At 59.0% G+C, this 16,747-nt stretch carries 19 protein-coding genes; 10 read left to right on the forward strand and 9 right to left on the reverse strand.

Annotation, left to right across the window (positions count from 1 at the left end; genetic code table 11):
- Positions 1 to 31: 31 nt before the first annotated feature.
- From IE166_RS13185 to IE166_RS13200, 4 genes are read right to left on the reverse strand one after another with little or no spacing between them, the layout of a single operon-like run.
- Positions 32 to 409 carry a helix-turn-helix domain-containing protein gene (locus tag IE166_RS13185; protein ID WP_189504545.1) on the reverse strand — a complete coding sequence of 126 codons (378 nt, stop codon included), beginning with the start codon at positions 407 to 409 and terminating at the stop codon, positions 32 to 34.
- A complete protein-coding gene (locus IE166_RS13190; RefSeq protein ID WP_189504547.1) occupies positions 406 to 957 on the reverse strand; it encodes a Smr/MutS family protein in 552 nt (183 codons plus the stop codon). The genes IE166_RS13185 and IE166_RS13190 overlap by 4 nt, the downstream gene beginning before the upstream one ends.
- Positions 954 to 2,054 carry a murein transglycosylase A gene (gene mltA / locus IE166_RS13195; RefSeq protein ID WP_189504549.1) on the reverse strand — a complete coding sequence of 367 codons (1,101 nt, stop codon included), beginning with the start codon at positions 2,052 to 2,054 and terminating at the stop codon, positions 954 to 956. Before mltA ends, IE166_RS13190 begins: the two co-directional genes overlap by 4 nt.
- A 27-nt stretch (positions 2,055 to 2,081) precedes the next feature.
- Entirely contained in the window at positions 2,082 to 2,792 is a 711-nt protein-coding gene (locus tag IE166_RS13200) for a Tim44/TimA family putative adaptor protein (protein ID WP_189504551.1), read from the reverse strand.
- Positions 2,793 to 2,967: 175 nt separating this feature from the next.
- Here IE166_RS13200 and IE166_RS13205 point away from each other — a divergent pair, with 175 nt between their 5' ends.
- Positions 2,968 to 3,507 carry an FxsA family protein gene (locus tag IE166_RS13205; protein WP_244641462.1) on the forward strand — a complete coding sequence of 180 codons (540 nt, stop codon included), beginning with the start codon at positions 2,968 to 2,970 and terminating at the stop codon, positions 3,505 to 3,507.
- Positions 3,508 to 3,605: 98 nt separating this feature from the next.
- Complete coding sequence (secB, locus tag IE166_RS13210) at positions 3,606 to 4,100, forward strand: protein-export chaperone SecB (protein ID WP_189504553.1); 495 nt, start codon at positions 3,606 to 3,608, stop codon at positions 4,098 to 4,100.
- 80 nt (positions 4,101 to 4,180) lie between these two features.
- On the opposite strand, the gene dnaQ is transcribed toward secB, so the two are convergent.
- From dnaQ to IE166_RS13235, 5 genes are read right to left on the reverse strand one after another with little or no spacing between them, the layout of a single operon-like run.
- A complete protein-coding gene (gene dnaQ, locus IE166_RS13215; RefSeq protein WP_189504554.1) occupies positions 4,181 to 4,882 on the reverse strand; it encodes a DNA polymerase III subunit epsilon in 702 nt (233 codons plus the stop codon).
- 48 nt (positions 4,883 to 4,930) lie between these two features.
- Positions 4,931 to 5,536 carry a dephospho-CoA kinase gene (gene coaE / locus IE166_RS13220; protein WP_189504556.1) on the reverse strand — a complete coding sequence of 202 codons (606 nt, stop codon included), beginning with the start codon at positions 5,534 to 5,536 and terminating at the stop codon, positions 4,931 to 4,933.
- Positions 5,533 to 6,369, reverse strand: a complete 837-nt coding sequence (locus tag IE166_RS13225) for a shikimate dehydrogenase (RefSeq protein ID WP_189504558.1) — start codon at positions 6,367 to 6,369, stop codon at positions 5,533 to 5,535. Before IE166_RS13225 ends, coaE begins: the two co-directional genes overlap by 4 nt.
- A complete protein-coding gene (locus tag IE166_RS13230) occupies positions 6,362 to 6,958 on the reverse strand; it encodes a Maf-like protein (RefSeq protein ID WP_189504560.1) in 597 nt (198 codons plus the stop codon). The genes IE166_RS13225 and IE166_RS13230 overlap by 8 nt, the downstream gene beginning before the upstream one ends.
- Positions 6,959 to 6,983: 25 nt before the next feature.
- Positions 6,984 to 7,805, reverse strand: a complete 822-nt coding sequence (locus IE166_RS13235; protein ID WP_189504562.1) for a pyruvate, water dikinase regulatory protein — start codon at positions 7,803 to 7,805, stop codon at positions 6,984 to 6,986.
- A 391-nt stretch (positions 7,806 to 8,196) separates the two neighbouring features.
- Between IE166_RS13235 and hemE the strand changes: the two genes are divergently transcribed.
- The 8 genes from hemE to IE166_RS13275 all read left to right on the forward strand — a co-directional run bounded on the left by hemE (position 8,197) and on the right by IE166_RS13275 (position 16,741).
- Positions 8,197 to 9,231 carry a uroporphyrinogen decarboxylase gene (hemE, locus tag IE166_RS13240; protein WP_189504564.1) on the forward strand — a complete coding sequence of 345 codons (1,035 nt, stop codon included), beginning with the start codon at positions 8,197 to 8,199 and terminating at the stop codon, positions 9,229 to 9,231.
- 15 nt (positions 9,232 to 9,246) lie between these two features.
- Positions 9,247 to 9,741 carry a protoporphyrinogen oxidase HemJ gene (gene hemJ / locus IE166_RS13245; protein WP_189504566.1) on the forward strand — a complete coding sequence of 165 codons (495 nt, stop codon included), beginning with the start codon at positions 9,247 to 9,249 and terminating at the stop codon, positions 9,739 to 9,741.
- Positions 9,742 to 9,910: 169 nt separating this feature from the next.
- A complete protein-coding gene (gene rho / locus IE166_RS13250) occupies positions 9,911 to 11,176 on the forward strand; it encodes a transcription termination factor Rho (protein ID WP_189504568.1) in 1,266 nt (421 codons plus the stop codon).
- Between the two features lie 63 nt (positions 11,177 to 11,239).
- Complete coding sequence (gene mnmE / locus IE166_RS13255; RefSeq protein WP_189504570.1) at positions 11,240 to 12,550, forward strand: tRNA uridine-5-carboxymethylaminomethyl(34) synthesis GTPase MnmE; 1,311 nt, start codon at positions 11,240 to 11,242, stop codon at positions 12,548 to 12,550.
- Positions 12,551 to 12,570: 20 nt separating this feature from the next.
- Positions 12,571 to 14,430 (forward strand): tRNA uridine-5-carboxymethylaminomethyl(34) synthesis enzyme MnmG, encoded by a 1,860-nt coding sequence (gene mnmG, locus IE166_RS13260; protein ID WP_189504572.1) that lies wholly within the window; start codon positions 12,571 to 12,573, stop codon positions 14,428 to 14,430.
- A complete protein-coding gene (gene rsmG, locus IE166_RS13265; RefSeq protein WP_189504574.1) occupies positions 14,427 to 15,065 on the forward strand; it encodes a 16S rRNA (guanine(527)-N(7))-methyltransferase RsmG in 639 nt (212 codons plus the stop codon). The genes mnmG and rsmG overlap by 4 nt, the downstream gene beginning before the upstream one ends.
- A 25-nt stretch (positions 15,066 to 15,090) precedes the next feature.
- Positions 15,091 to 15,867: a ParA family protein gene (locus tag IE166_RS13270; RefSeq protein WP_189504576.1), complete on the forward strand. Its 777-nt coding sequence runs from the start codon at positions 15,091 to 15,093 to the stop codon at positions 15,865 to 15,867.
- Between the two features lies 1 nt (position 15,868).
- On the forward strand, positions 15,869 to 16,741 hold the full coding sequence (locus IE166_RS13275; protein WP_189504578.1) for a ParB/RepB/Spo0J family partition protein: 873 nt from the start codon (positions 15,869 to 15,871) through the stop codon (positions 16,739 to 16,741).
- Positions 16,742 to 16,747 lie beyond the last annotated feature (6 nt).

Genomic DNA, 16,747 nt, shown 5'->3' on the forward strand with positions numbered 1-16,747 from the left:
GTCGTTCGACGCTCCTATTATGGCAAACCGCTTATTCCTGCTTCGAAGCGGCCTTCGCCGGCTGATCGATCACTGCCTGCATTGCCGCGATCTGCTCCGGAGACAGGTGCCGGATGCGTTCGGCTAAGCGGTTGGCGAGAGCGGTCGCTTCTGGCGCGAGGTTCACCGTGTCGACGACCACGCGCGGGTCTGAAATTTCGGCCAGCCGTTGCAGGTCTTCCGCTTCATCCCAGATCACGTTGAAATAGCCGATGATCTTCTGGATCATCGCCCAGGTCGGTTTGCCGCGACGGCCGTGTTCGAGGGCTGACAGGTAGGAGGCGGAGACGCCGAGTGCGGCGGCCATGGCCTTCTGCTCGACTCCGCGCGCTTGCCTGAGTTGCCGAAGCTTGGCGCCGAACGGCGTCATGAAGTACGCCGCCGCAACCGCACATAAAGCGCGCCAGTTCCGCCATGATGGCGCGCGGCATCATGATATCCGCTGACCAGTACACGGAATGGCGGCGTCGCGAACCATGCCGGCACGGCGCGCTTCAAAATTCCCTCGCTGCCGAAGGACGCGCCCTTGCCCGTCACCACCAACACATGGCGGCGGTCATGGGCGTAGGCTTGATGCAGGAAGCCGAGCAGCATGGAATGCGCTTCGCTCTGGGTCAGGCCGTGCAGATCGATCTTGCCGTCGATGACCACTCTGCCCTTCGCAATCTTGTCGCGAGTCGGGCGATCGATGGTCTGACGAGGAGCGGTCATCGTGACGGTCGGCCGTTTGACCTCGGGTGCTCGGTCGAGGTCGGCGGCAAAGCGATCGGCGGAATTTACTTTGCTTTCAGTGAGTTGCGCGTCCTTGATCGGCGCCGACTCCAGCGGAAGCGCTTTGCCCTTCAGCGGGGTCGTGGTCACTGCCACGGTGTGCCAGAGGATGCGGTCTTCTTCGGTGAGCTGCTTGCCGCGCTTCATGAGCCGAACCGCTCCGCCGCCGGTGTCGGGATGAGGATGGTGAAATGCGCTAAGTGTTTGATGACGCCAGCGATTTCGCCGGCTGCATCGCCGGAGCCAATGAACAGATCGCCGCGAGCGGGACCGAGGATGGCGGAGCCGGTATCCTGAGCAATCATCAATCTTGCCAAGGGCTTGCCGGCTTCCGTCAGGTCGGGAGCCTGGATGAAGAACGGCGTTCCGAAAGTATGGATCAGGCGGTCGACCGCAAGCGAGCGGCCAGGGGTCAGCGGGACTTTGGCGGCAGCGATTGGACCGAGTTCGGGGTCGTCCACCGGGGCTTCGCGGAAGAAGATGAAGGAGCGATTTTGGTGCAAAATCTCGGAAAGTCGCTCCGGTTTTTCCTGAAACCAGCTGCGAATCTTCCGGATTGTCACCTCGGAACGGGAAATTTCTCTCGTTTCGACGAGGACTTTTCCGGGTCCCGTGAAAGGATGACCGGTCTTGGCCGCGTAGGTGACGCGCTGCTCACCGTCGGAAAATTGCAACCGTGCTGCACCCTGCACGTGGATAAGAAAAAGCGCGAACCGGTCTTCCAGCCACGCCATTTCCAATCCGCGACCATCCAGCGCTCCGTGCTCGATTTCCGCACGGTTGAAATATTCGACGATGCCTGCATCGGTCTGGCGGCCGAAGGCGAAGGTGGGGTCCATCTCAACGGGACGGTTTCCGTCGTCGAGATCGACCAGATCGTCGGGCCGTCGCAGGATGGGATAGCGGAAGGTTTCAGTTTGATGGCGTGACGCCTGGACGATCGGCTCGTAATAGCCCGTTACGAAACCGGCCTCGCCGGAAGAAGGCTGAATGCTGAACGGGACGAAGTGGGTTTCGAAGAAGGTGCGTGCGGCACCTTCATCAGCATCATTCAACGCAAGGACTACGTTGTAAGCCGGCGCAAAGTCGGCGGGCGTGAGACCGAGGCTTCCGGTCCGGTATGGCTTTGTCTGAGCATGAGATGCGGAGCGCCGAAAGGCGCTGAGCGCTTCAACAAACGTGTCCGCAGCCCATCCGCCGAGATTGGCGAAATCCGTGCGCTGAAGATGAGCGGCAGGTTGCATGGTCGGGCACGAAAACCGGCGCGCCGATTAGTCTTCGGCTTCGGTCGCAACCAGCTTCCAGTTCGGATCACGCGAACGCGTATCGCGGGCAAAGGTCCAGACGTCCTTGACCTCAGCCACAGCTTCCGGATCGCCATCGATGACTTCGCCGGCCGCATCGCGCGTGGCCGAGATCAACTCACTGATAATGCGCAGGGTGACATGGGCCTCCGAGCCCTTCATTTCCGCGCCGACGACATCGGCCTTGTTGATGCCGACGAAAGATGACTGAACCTTTTCGTTGCGCTTTTCACGCTCGGTTATGGCGGCAACGAAGCCGTCATAGACTTCCTTGGAAAGAAGGTTTTTCAACGCCTTGCGATCGCCTTCAGCAAAGGCGGTCACGATCATTTCATAAGCCATCTTGGCGCCATCAACGAAACCGCCGGCTTCAAAGGATGGATCGGCGTCGCGGATCGTGCGCAAGCCGGTGTTGACCTCACTGCCGGGCGTGGTCAGCGCATCAATGGCGGCATAGTTTTCGGCAGCAGTCTCGGCGGCCGGCTTCTGCTTGCGGGGAAGGGAAACAACGTTCTCCGAACCTTGTGCCGGATCAGCACTGCGCTTGCGCGCGGCGGTATAAGGATCGAACGGCGGGCGCTCGTTGCCGGTGCGGCGTCCGAGCACGTTGCGCAGCTGGTAGAAAATCACGGCAGCCGCGACGATGAAGAGGATCGTGCCCAGATCGAAATATTCCATCGCTGACGCCTGTCGGCTCCTGTTCTCACGCGTCGGCCTGACGCCGAACGCTCATCTCACCGGATGCTGTCCCACATCCATTCCTTCCTTTCCATATAGAATGCGCTGCGGCATCATTCAAATTCCCGAGGGGAGTTCCCATCTGTTCGGGATCATCCCGCCCGGGATGGTAACCTTGTCCTTGAGCAAAAGGGTCGACGCCACAGTGCGCCTGTCCATTATTCCCCTGATCTTCCTCGGCTACATCCTTCTGGAAATTGCCGTCTTCATTCTCGTTGGCGACGCAATCGGCGTATTGCCGACATTGGGCCTCATTCTTCTGTCCGGCGTGGTCGGCGTCGGCTTGATGCGCGTGCAGGGCTTCGGCGTCATCGCCCGCATCCGCTCAGAACAGGCAGCCGGACGGGTTCCCGGACGCGAAGTGCTGCATGGCTTCATGATCCTGCTGGCTGGCATTCTGCTTTTGCTGCCCGGCTTCGTCACGGATGTGCTGGGCCTGCTGCTGTTCATTCCGGCGGTGCGCGACGGCGCCTGGAACCTCCTCAAGAACCGCCTGACTGTCGTCACCAATGTCCGCGGCTTTCGCGGGCGTCGCGCGCCGGCCGACCGGGTGGTGGATCTGGATGACGCCGACTTTCACCGCACCGACCAGCGCGCACCGGATGCCAAGCCAGGCTCGAGCCCCTGGATCAGGCACGAGGATCCTCGCGACTGAACGTGCCGCCGCGCTTGTCACCCAAACGGCAATCATGGTAGCCACGCGCCACATGCTAAAGCGGGTGTGTGATCGCCCGAGCTCGTTAGGGAAATGATATGTCCGACAAGCCTTTCGCGCCGACCGGTGCTCCTGCCAATGGCGCTGCAGCGCCTTCGCTGAACATCCTGACGCAGTATGTGAAGGATCTGTCCTTCGAAAATCCAGGCGCCCCGAACTCGCTGCGCGGACGCAGCCAGTCGCCGAACATCGGCATCAACGTGAATGTCGGCGCCAACCCAATCGGCGAGCATGAATATGACGTCACCCTGACCCTGTCGGCCAAGGCCGGCGAGGACAAGGAAGTGCTGTTCAACGTGGAACTGGTTTATGGCGGCGTGTTCCGCATCGAGGGTTTCCCGCAGGAGCACATGCTGCCGGTGCTGTTTATCGAATGCCCGCGCCTGCTGTTCCCCTTCGCGCGCCAGATCCTGGCCGACGCCACGCGCAATGGCGGCTTCCCGCCGCTGATGCTCGATCCGATCGATTTCGGTCAGATGTTCCAGCAGAAGATGGCCGAGGAACAGGCCAAGAGCAAAATCCAGGTCAGCTAGTGCCGTTCGGCACGCCACTGATAGATACAAGAAAGCCCGCATCGTAGCGGGCTTTTTCATGTCGTTCGAAGTGCAGGAGATCATGCACCGGGAAGCGTGCTCCAGATCGCCTTTTCGCCAAGGCTGGCCACGAGGGCGGCATGGGCGGCACGTTCTTCGTCACTGAGCCGCGGCGTGAGCGCCCTTGGGCGCGGCATGGTTTCGATGACGATGGTTGTTTCCGAATAGCCACCGCCGTTCGACAAGGACACTTCGAAGCCAAGCGCGGCCTGCTTGCCGCCGATCAGCTCGATATAGACTTCGGCCAACAGTTCTGAATCGAGCAGCGCGCCGTGTTTGGTGCGGCGTGTGTTGTCGATGCCGTATCGACGGCACAGGGCATCGAGCGAGTTCGGCCCCATGGGATGCTTGCGCTTAGCCATGGCCAGCGTGTCCACCACGCGGATCGGCTCAACCGGCGGGTGGCCGAGACGCGCAAACTCCGCATTGATGAAGTTGATATCGAAGGTGGCATTATGCGCCACCAGCTTGGCACCTTCGATGAAAGACAGGAACTCGTCGCAGATATGCGGGAAATGCGGCTTGTCGGCGAGATGCTCGACGGTGATGCCATGCACGGCAAGCGCTTCGGGATGGATCTCGCGACCCTGCGGATTAATGTAAAAGTGGATCGTACGACCGGTCGGAAAGCGATTATCGAGCTCGATGCCGCCGATTTCGATCACCCGGTCTTCGCGATGATCGAGGCCGGTGGTTTCGGTATCGAAGATGATTTCACGCATCGATTCGGATCCGTTTTCTTTCGTTCACTTGTTAACGCAGCCACGTGTTCAGCGAGAAGTGCCAAGCGCTGTCGCTTTGCCGAGGTCTTTCAGGATCGCCTGCACGGCAGCACGCGCAGGCTCGAGACCGGCACCCGTGTCGACGACGTAATCGGCGCGTCGACGCTTTTCAGCATCCGGCAGCTGCTTCGCCAGAATAGACGCAAACTTGTCTTCCGTCATGTTCGGACGTGACAAAACCCGTTCACGTTGGATGTCGGGTGAAGCACTGACCACGACGATCTTGTGGACCCGATCTTCGCCATGGGTTTCGAACAGCAGGGGGATGTCGAGCACGACGACCGGTGTTCCCGCCTTTCGATGGGTGTCCAGGAAGTTTTCGCTTTCAGCCCGCACCAGCGGATGGATGATGGCTTCCAGCCGCTTGAGCTCAGGCGGATTGTTGAGCACCGCAGCGGCCAGTCTGGTTCGGTCGACAACGCCATCCACGACGGTTCCGGGAAAGGCCGCGTCGATCAGCGGCACGGCCTTGCCGGCATAAAGACGATGCACGGTTTCATCGGAATCATGAACCGGCACGCCCTCGTCGCGAAACATCTGGGCTGTCGTGGATTTGCCCATGCCGATGGAGCCGGTGAGGCCAAGAATGATCATGCGGCTTTTTCCACATCGGCGGCGATGAGGTCATAAAGCGCCTGATCGACCGTCGGACGATTTCCGAACCAGCGTTCGAAGCCGGGAACAGCCTGATGCAGAAGCATGCCGAGCCCATCGACCGTGCGCAAACCACGCTGTTTGGCTTCTCGCAACAACGGCGTTTGCAGCGGCACGTAAACGATGTCGGAAATGACGGCGGTTTTCGGTAGGCGGTCGAGATCGAGCACCGGGCCGGGTGTTCCCTTCATGCCCAGCGAGGTCGTGTTGACCACAAGGCCGGCATCTTCCAGCAGACCGTCAGTTTCATCCTCGCCATGGGCAGACACGCCGTTGCCGAAATGATCGGCGAGAGTCTGAGCTCGTGCAACAGTTCGATTGACCACGCGGATCGCCGGCACCTTGCGTGTTTGCAGGGCATGGATGATGGCCCGTGCGGCACCACCTGCACCGAGCACGACGGCTGCCTCGCATTCATACCAGCCGGGCGCTTGCGCATCCATGTTGGCGGCGTAGCCGTAAGCATCGGTGTTGCCGCCCCACAGCGTTTCGCCATCCATCCACAGTGTGTTGACGGCGCCGATGGCTTCGGCCGCTTCATCGCGCCGGTCAACCAGCTGGAACGCGGCTTCCTTGTGGGGAATGGTGACATTGCCGCCAACAAAGGCGCCGGCGCGCAGCTGCGCGATGAAGGTGCCGAAGGTCTCGGGGGCGACTTCGACGCGTTCGTAAGAGCCGGGAAGGCCGAGCGCCTTAAGCCAATGATTGTGGATCATCGGCGAGCGAGAATGGGCGATCGGAAACCCGCAAACAAAAGCTTTGGGATCAGCCATCGATAGCCCCCTGCTCCCGCAAAGCGCCGAGGAGTGGCAGAAGCGGCAGGCCGACGATGGTGAAATGATCGCCTTCGATCTTTTCGAACAGCTGAATGCCCTCGCCTTCGATCTGGTAGGCGCCAACGCTTTGCAGAGCCTTGGCTCCGACATGGCTGAGATGGCGACCGATGAAAGCCGGATCAAGCTTGCGCATCGTCATGCGCGCCACCGAAACGGTGCGCCAAATGGGAACGCCGGCGCGCGCGATCACCACCGCGCTGTTCAGCTCATGGGTCTTGCCCGACAAGGCCAGGAGATGCCGACGCGCGCCTTCCATGTCGGCCGGCTTGTGAAAAACCTCGTCGTCAAGGGAAAGGGTCTGGTCGGCACCGATGACGACGGCATCCGGATGATTTTCGCTGACGGACACGGCCTTGGCTTCAGCCAGAATGTCGGCGACTTCGGCGGGGGCGACACCGGTATCTTTCAGCGTGGCATCGACAGCGCGTTCATCGATATCCGAGGGAACGGCGTCGACGGTGAGACCCGCGTCGCGCAACATCTTCAGGCGAAACGGGCTGGTGGAAGCGAGAATGATCTGGGTCACGGCTAAGTCCTGAGTTCCGGGCGGGCTATCGGTTCTTGCCGCGCAAGGCAACTATGGCGGCCGCCGTCTCTTCAATCGACCGCCGGCTGACATCGATCATCGGCCAGCCATGCCGGCCGCAGATCTGGCGGGCATAAGCGAGCTCGGCCGAAATCTGCGAGCGGTCCGTATAAGAAGAAATGTCGAAGCTTGGCGTGGAGCCGAGCAGGCGGTTTTCGCGAACCTGCGAAATGCGTTCGGCCGACGCGATCAGGCCGACGATCAGCGGCTTGGTGGCAGCAGCCAGGCTGTAAGGCATCGGCACGCCCAACACGATCGGGATGTTGACGGTCTTGATGCCGCGATTGGCGAGATAAATGCTGGTCGGCGTTTTCGACGTACGGGAAATGCCAATGAGGACGATATCCGCATCGTTCATATCCGGCGGCAACTGGCCGTCATCATGCTCCATGGTGAAGTTCAGCGCATCGATGCGGCGGAAATAATCGGCATCCAGCACGTGCTGCGCGCCAACGCGGCGTCCGGCTGGCGTTCCGAGGTAAGACTGGAACACGGTCAGCACCGGTTCCAGCACCGACACGTAAGGCAGCCCCATGGCAGCACAGCGCGCATCAATGATCGCCGCCAGTTCCTGATCCACCATGGTGTAGAGGATAATGCCGGGCTCGGCCTCAATCTCTTCCAGCACCTTTTCGACCTGCTTGGTCGTGCGGATCAGCGGATAGATGTGCTCGATGGCGCGCGCATCCTTGTATTGCGAGGCAGCCGCTCGACCCGCCGCAAGGAGAGTCTCGCCGGTCGCATCAGAAATCAGATGCAAATGGAAGTAGCTTTGCGGCTTGCTCACACTCTTTAGCCTGTCCTGTGGGGTTCTGTGGAAAAGGCGGGACGGTTCAAAGGCCTGTGGAAGACGGGCCGGGATAGCAGCCGATTTGTCCACAATTCACGACGGTTCGGCAATGGTTTCGTGACGGCTGGGGAGATCGGGGAGGCCAGGAGGTTGTTCAACGGCGTCATTCCTGGCAGTCTCATTTTTGAAGCCCGCAAGCACCTGATCTGAAATGGTCTTTTCGGGTTATCCCCGCGATTGACATCGTCTCCGCCTTCCTGTCCCGCGATCCACCGGCAGTGACGCATCGACGCGGGAACTGTGGGTAATGTTGAACTCCCGTTACGAACAGAGTCATAGAAACAAAAGACTCTTAGATAAGAAATCTTCTTTATTAGGGATGGCAGGAATGGAAGCGCCGCGACGCGTGGTAGTCGAGGTACTGAAGGGTTCGACTGCCTTTCCGCCTCCGATCTGGATGATGCGCCAGGCAGGCCGCTATCTTCCCGAATACCGAGAGCTGCGCCAGAAGGCAGGGAGCTTCCTCGATCTCTGCTACAATCCCGACTTTGCCGTGGAAGTGACGCTCCAGCCGATCCGCCGCTTTGGCTTCGATGCATCGATCCTGTTTTCCGACATCCTCGTCGTGCCGCATGCGCTGGGCCGCGACCTGCGCTTCGAGGAAGGCCGCGGGCCGCTGATGACGCCGATCCAGCCGGACGAGATCGCAGGCCTCGATGGCTCGCGCTTCCACGACCACCTCGTGCCCGTCTACGAGACCGTTCGGCGCCTGCGCGGTGCCCTGCCGCCTGAAACCACGCTGATCGGCTTCTGCGGAGCTCCCTGGACGATTGCGACCTATATGATCGCCGGACATGGCACGACCGATCAGGCCCCGGCGCGATTGTTCTCGTTCCAGTATCCCGATCTGTTCGAGCAGATGTTGAACACGGTCGCCGATCATTCCGCCGAATATCTCATCCGCCAGATCGAAGAAGGCGCGGATGTCGTGCAGATCTTCGATTCCTGGTCAGGCGTGCTGGACGAAGCTTCGTTCGAGCGCTGGTGCGTGAAGCCGGTGGCGCGGATTGTTGCGAAAGTGCGGGCGCGTTTCCCGGATGTGCCGATCATCGGTTTCCCGAAAGGGGCTGGCACGCTGTATGAGCAATACCGGCAAAAGACCGGCGTTACCGCGCTCGGCCTCGACTGGTCTGTCCCGCTCAGCCAGGCGGCCGGCCTGCAGCGCGACGGCGCCGTTCAGGGTAATCTCGATCCGATGCGACTTGTGGCCGGCGGTGAGGCGCTGCGTGAGGGCGTTGCAGCCATTTTCCAGCAACTCGGCTCTGGTCCGCTGATCTTCAATCTCGGCCACGGCATCACGCCGCAAACGCCGATCCCCCATGTTCAGGCCATGGTGGATCAGGTGCGCGCGGCGGGCGCGTAAGCAGGATTTTTCGTCATGCGCGCGATCGTTTCAATTGTTGTTCTGGTTGTGGGTGCCGCGCTTCTGTTCGCGGTCGCCGGCGACGGGTTCTACCCTTGGGCCAAGGCGATCCATGTGATGGCAGTCATTTCCTGGATGGCCGGGATGTTCTACCTGCCGCGGCTGTTCGTGTATCATGCGGACACCGGTACCGGCACGCCGCAGTCCGAAACCTTCAAGATCATGGAACGGCGTTTGCTGCGGGCGATCATCAACCCCGCGATGATCGTGACCTGGATCTTCGGCCTTTGGCTCGCCTGGTACGGCTTTGCGTTTTCCGGCGGCTGGCTGCATGCCAAGATCACGTTGGTGCTGATCCTGTCGGCCCTGCACGGCTATCTCACCACTGCGCAGCGGCGGTTCGAAGAGGACCGCAACGTCCATCCTTCCCGTCATTGGCGCATCGTCAACGAGATCCCAACCGTTCTGATGGTGCTGATCGTGATCCTGGTGATCGTGAAGCCGTTCTAGGACAGCAGGAAACCAGTCAGACCATCTTGCGTGAAGGGCCAGACACAGCTATGTGGAGGCCCTCCCTCCTTTGTAAGCGCCGATTGTTCTCCGTTCGGCGCCGCAGGCTGCATTCCACTGAAAGCGCCGGCCCTTCACTCCCCCTATCTGATCCCCCACTAGGTTCCCCATGCAGGAAATGAAACTCCAGGAGCTCAAGAGCAAGAAGCCGGCGGAACTCGTCGCTTTTGCTGAAACGCTCGAAGTCGAGAATGCCAGCGTTCTGCGCAAGCAAGAGCTGATGTTCGCCATTCTGAAGAAGCTCGCGGCGCAGGAAGTCGAGATCATCGGCGAAGGCGTGGTGGAAGTTCTGCAGGACGGCTTCGGCTTTCTGCGCTCCGCCAATGCCAACTATCTTCCAGGTCCGGACGATATTTACATCTCGCCTTCGCAAATCCGCCGCTTCTCCTTGAAGACCGGCGATACGGTTGAAGGGCCGATCCGCAGTCCGAAGGAAGGCGAACGTTACTTCGCGCTCCTCAAGGTTAGCACGATCAATTTCGACGATCCGGAAAAGATCCGGCACAAGATCCACTTCGACAACCTGACGCCGCTTTATCCCAACCAGCGGTTGAAGATGGAGATCGACAATCCGACGACGAAAGATATTTCGCCGCGCGTGATCGATCTGGTGGCCCCGATCGGCAAGGGCCAGCGCGCTCTCATCACCGCGCCGCCGCGCACGGGTAAGACCGTGCTGATGCAGAACATTGCCCATTCTATCACGACCAATCATCCGGAATGCTACCTGATCGTTCTTCTGATCGATGAGCGGCCGGAAGAAGTGACGGACATGCAGCGTTCGGTAAAGGGCGAGGTTGTGTCCTCCACCTTTGATGAACCGGCGGTGCGCCACGTTCAGGTCGCTGAGATCGTTATCGAAAAAGCTAAGCGCCTGGTCGAACACGGCCGCGACGTCGTTATCCTGCTGGATTCGATCACCCGCCTGGGTCGCGCCTACAACACCGTCGTGCCGTCGTCCGGTAAGGTCCTGACCGGCGGTGTGGATGCGAACGCTTTGCAGCGCCCGAAACGGTTCTTCGGCGCCGCGCGCAATATCGAAGAAGGCGGTTCGTTGACGATCATTGCAACTGCTCTGATCGACACCGGCAGCCGCATGGACGAAGTGATCTTCGAAGAGTTCAAGGGCACCGGTAACTCCGAAATCGTGCTCGATCGCAAGGTCGCCGACAAGCGCATCTTCCCCTCCATGGATATCCTGAAGTCCGGTACGCGTAAGGAAGACCTGCTGATTGCGCGTCAGGACTTGCAGAAGATCTTCGTGCTTCGCCGTATCCTTGCTCCGATGGGCACAACGGATGCGATCGAGTTCCTGATCGACAAGCTGAAGCAGACGAAGACCAATTCCGAGTTCTTTGAGTCGATGAACACTTGATCGATTCGGTCCCGCAACAAAGATGAGGAAGAAGGCCGGGTCGAACCGGCCTTTTCCATTCTGATGGCCAATTCAAGCGACACGATTTACGCTTTGTCCTCGGGTGCTTTGCCGGCCGGGATTGCCGTTGTTCGCATTTCAGGTCCGGCCGCTGAGACAATCCTGAAGCGATTGACTGGCAAGGCGGTTGAACCTCGAATAGCCCGTTTGCTGGTCCTGAGGGATGAGCAAGGCGGGATACTCGATCAAGCTCTTACCTTGTTTTTTCCCGAGGGCATGAGCTTCACGGGGGAAGCTGTCGTCGAGCTTCATCTCCACGGTGGCAAGGCGGTCTTACGCGCCGTTTTGGATGCCATCGCTGTTTTTCCCAATACGCGCCCCGCGGAAGCAGGCGAGTTTACGCGGCGCGCGTTCATCAACGGACGCATGGATCTCACCTCGGCTGAAGGTGTTGCCGATCTCATCTCCGCCGAGACGGACGCGCAACGTCGCTTCGCGCTCAGCAATGCAGTCGGTGATCAGGAAAGGCTTTATTCCAGTTGGCGTGAGAAGCTGATCGAAGCCAGAGCCCTCATCGAGGCCGATCTCGACTTTTCCGATGAAGGCGATGTCCCGGGTTCGGTGGCGGACGCAGTGATGGAGCAGGTTCATGCATTGCGTGTGGCAGTCAAAGACCATCTGAGCCAAACACGGAGAGGCGAAATCCTGCGAGACGGATTTCGCATAGCCATTATCGGTGAGCCTAATGTTGGCAAGTCGAGCTTGCTCAATGCGCTTGCACGGCGTGATGTGGCGATTGTGTCGGATGAAGCTGGCACCACACGCGACCTGATTGAAGTGGCTCTCGACCTCGGTGGCTACAAGGTTGTTTTGATTGATACGGCTGGCCTTCGCGAGACCGAGAATAAGGTCGAGCGCATCGGCATCGAACGCGCTCGTAATGCCGCACAGCAAGCTGATCTGGTTTTGCTGCTTCATGTAGCCGGAACGGAGAAGCCATCTCTAGATTTGCCTGTACAAACGCTTTCGATCGCGACGAAGGCCGATCTTCAGGCCGATAGCGTCACCACAGAAGCAATCTTACTATCCACGGAGACCGGGGTCGGCATCTCGGAATTACTTACAGGGATCAAACACTGCGTATCAGTAGCGGCATCAGGCGCCTCTCTGCTGCTACCGAGCAGAGAGCGTCATGTTCAGCATCTTCGCCAAGCCCACCATGCTCTGGAACGATCGGAGTGGTCAAACTTACCGATTGAGCTTCTTGCGGAGGAGTTGCGAATTGCGGCGGATCATCTTGGTCATATAACCGGCGCTATTGGCGTTGATGATTTGCTGGATGTTATCTTTACGCGGTTCTGCATTGGAAAATGACTCACGTGAAACACACAGTCATGACAAACACCTTGTATGACGTTGTTGTCGTCGGCGGGGGGCATGCCGGATGTGAAGCTGCAGCGGCCTCAGCACGGATGGGCGCTCGGACTGCCCTCATCACCATGGATGTCAGCACGATCGGCGTTATGTCCTGCAACCCAGCCATCGGCGGTCTTGGAAAAGGCCATCTGGTTCGAGAAGTAGACGCACTGGACGGGTTGATGGGTCGCGCGGCTGACGCGTCAGGTATCCAGTTCAGGATGCTCAACCGCCGAAAGGGACCGGCCGTTCGTGGGCCGCGGACACAGGCCGACCGCAAGCTCTACCGGAAAGCGGTCCAAGGACTTCTGAGCGAGCAGCAGAACCTCGACTTGATCTCAGGTGAAGTCGCTGATCTGCTACTGAACGGCAAGAGAGTAGCAGGTGTTCACCTTACTGATGGTACGACCATAACATGCGGTGGGGTCGTCCTTACCACGGGAACTTTTCTCGGCGGCATCATCCACTTGGGTGATCGAACCTGGCCAGCTGGCCGCGTTGGCGAGGAGCCGTCAACGGCACTTGCAGCGCGACTGCGCCAACACCTTCAACTCGGGAGATTGAAGACGGGGACCCCCCCCCGGCTAGATGGGAAAACGATCGATTGGAACGCAGTCGGCAAACAAGACGCTGATTCCAATCCGCAACCATTCTCCTTGCTGACTGGTCGTATCGAGGTTCCACAAATTGCCTGTGGTATTACGCGCACCACATTGGCTACGCACGCCGTGATCCGTGACAACTTGCATCGTTCGGCGATGTATTCGGGATCAATTACCGGCGTCGGGCCGCGCTATTGCCCGTCGATCGAGGATAAGGTCGTGCGCTTCGGCGATCGTGATGGTCACCAAGTCTTTCTTGAACCGGAAGGGCTGGATGACGATACGGTTTATCCAAATGGCATCAGCACGTCCCTCCCCGAGGAGGTTCAGGCGGCAATCATTCAGTCGATGCCGGGTCTCGAAAACACGCGCATCTTACAACCAGGTTATGCGATCGAGTACGACTATGCCGATCCCCGGCAGCTCGATCACTCACTGGAAAGCAAGCAAATACCTGGCCTGTTCCTAGCAGGTCAAATCGATGGAACGACCGGCTATGAGGAAGCAGCCGCGCAAGGGTTGCTTGCCGGACTGAACGCCGCTCGGTTGGCTGCTGGCAGCGACTGTGTTCGGATGAGCCGGACAGAGAGCTACCTTGGCGTCATGGTGGACGATCTCGTCACGCGAGGTGTAAGCGAGCCCTATCGCATGTTTACATCGCGCGCGGAGTTTCGCCTGTCGCTTCGGCCTGATAATGCTGACGAACGCCTTACGCCCAAGGCAATTGAATTTGGTCTCGCGTCTACGAAGCGGGCGAAGGCATTCCGCGCGTACCAAGAAGAGGTCGAGCTTGGTCTAGGCATGCTTTCGTCTCTGAAAGCTTCCCCCAACCAGCTTCGATCGTTCGGCTTGTCCGTCAATTTGGACGGGCGCGTGAGAACAGCGTTCGACGTTCTTGCGAGCAGCGACACAAGCTTGGACGACATTGTTCGTATTTGGCCTGAGGTCGATGGGCTGAGCGTGGGCGCAAAGGAGGCGTTGGAAATCAAGGCTAAGTACTCGGTCTATCTTGACCGCCAGGAGACCGATGCTGCGATGTTAAGGAAGGAAGAAGCTAGGTCGCTTCGCGTGGATTTGAACTATGCCGGTATCTCGGGTTTGTCGAATGAGCTCAAGGCAAAACTCGCTGCCGCCCAACCCTCATCACTGGCTGATGCTCAAAAGATCGAAGGGATGACCCCCTCCGCCCTGGCTCTTGTGTTGGCGCACGCTCACAGAAAACAAGTTGCTGCATGACGCCGTCAGAAAAGATCGAGTCACTGCAAGCCGTTGCACCTGACGTTTCACGTGAAACAGCCGAAAAGATGCTGGGACTGGAGAGCTTCTTTCTGAAATGGGCAAAGACCATCAATCTGGTCTCTCCCACTACCTTGAACGAAGCTTGGAAGCGGCATTTTCTTGACAGTGCACAGCTGTGGAGTTGGCGTGGCGAGACCAAAGCGTGGCTTGATCTTGGCTCCGGCAGTGGGTTTCCAGCGCTTGTTATAGCGCTGTTAGAACGCGACAGCGGTGCCAAGGTCACGCTTGTTGAAAGCAACGTCAAAAAGTCGGCTTATCTTCGACAGGCTATCGCAGCACTTGACCTCGACGCGCATGTTCTCACCCGCAGGGTAGAAGAACTGGAAGACGCTGTTTTCAATGTTTCATCCACCACAATCACAGCAAGAGCCTTCGCACCTCTGGACCGTATGCTGGAGTGGACCAACGGTCTTGGCGGTGCCTCGTCGCGAGCTCTTTTGCACAAAGGTCGTGGATTTCAGGCGGAGCTGGATGATGCGCGTAGGCGTTGGGCGTTCGATCTGGTAGAACGCACCAGCCTGGTTGATTCCGACAGCGTGATTTTGGATATCACTGCCGTCCGAAGGCTGTAGGCGCTGAACTCAATGTGGTTAGCCAATGCGCATTATAACTCTGGCCAATCAAAAAGGCGGGGTCGGTAAGACAACCACCGCCATCAACCTCGCCACCGCGCTTGCTGCGATTGGTGAGCGGGTGCTGATCGTCGATCTTGATCCGCAGGGGAATGCCAGCACAGGCTTAGGGATCGACAAGGAAGAGCGGACGCTTTCGTCCTATGACGTGCTTGCCGACAAGATCCCTTTGTCTGAAGTGGCCATTCAGACGGTTGTTCCCAATCTTTGGATTGTCCCTTCCACGATGGATCTGTTGGGCGTGGAGATGGAAATCGCCGCCCTCCCCGATCGTACCACTCGTTTGAAATCAGCTTTGGGCGACGCCCAAGACCTCTTTTCGTATGTGCTTGTTGATTGCCCACCATCGCTGAACTTGCTGACCATCAACGCGATGGCTGCGGCTGACTCCGTGCTGGTTCCGCTGCAATGCGAGTTCTTCGCGCTGGAAGGTCTCAGCCAGCTTCTTCGCACAGTGGAAATGGTGCGGCAGACGATCAATCCGCAACTGATCATTCAGGGCATCGTGCTGACCATGTATGATGGTCGCAACAACCTCGCGAACCAGGTCGTCGATGATGTGCGGGCGCATATGGGGGACAAGGTCTATGAGACCGTAATCCCCCGCAATGTGCGGATTTCAGAAGCGCCATCGCATGGAAAGCCGGCAATCCTGTATGATCTGAAATGCTCGGGCAGCCAGGCTTATTTGCAGTTGGCCACCGAGGTCATCCGGCGCGAGCGGCGTTTGAAGGCAGCTTGATATGAGTGAAGAAACCGGAAAGCGCCGCCTCGGTCGCGGCTTGGCTGCACTGATCGGCGAGATTGATCGTCCTGCCGAGCAGCAAGCACCGAAAGCGCGCGCAGATGGCGTCGTGCCGATTGAGATGGTGGTCGCTAATCCCCGTAATCCGCGCCGGACGTTCGGCGAGAATGATTTGACCGATCTCGCGCAGTCGATTCGCGAACACGGCGTTGTGCAGCCGGTGATCGTGCGGCCGGGCCGTATGGATGGTACGTATGAGATCATCGCCGGTGAGCGTCGTTGGCGCGCAGCGCAACGCGCCGGCATTACGCAGCTTCCGGTTCTGATCCGTGAGGTCGATGATCGTGTCGCGCTTGAGCTTGCGATTGTTGAGAACGTTCAGCGTGCCGATCTCAATCCTGTTGAAGAAGCAATGGGTTATCAGCAGCTGATCGACGAACACAGCTATACTCAGGCTGATCTGGGACAGGTGATCGGCAAGAGCCGTAGCCATGTTGCGAATACATTGCGCTTGCTGAAGCTGCCGACGATCATCCAGGATATGCTGACCAGCGGAACGCTCTCGGCTGGTCATGCGCGCACCTTGGTGACGGCAGCTGATCCATCCGGTCTCGCGAAGCGGATCGTGGAAGAGGGTCTTTCGGTGCGTCAGGCAGAGGCGCTTGCCCAAGCGCCCAAGACAGAGACGCCGGCGCAGACCCGCGCTAACGACAATGCCAAGGACGCGGATACGCTGGCGTTGGAGAAGCTGCTATCGGATCAGACCGGCTTGCGCGTGACGATCCTGCACAAGGAAAAGGGTGGCGAGATCAAGATTGCTTATCGCTCGCTCGATCAGCTCGATGAGCTGTGTCGCCGCCTTCAGGCTTGATCAGGC

Source organism: Tianweitania populi, from assembly GCF_014652875.1.
GTDB lineage: Bacteria > Pseudomonadota > Alphaproteobacteria > Rhizobiales > Rhizobiaceae > Tianweitania > Tianweitania populi.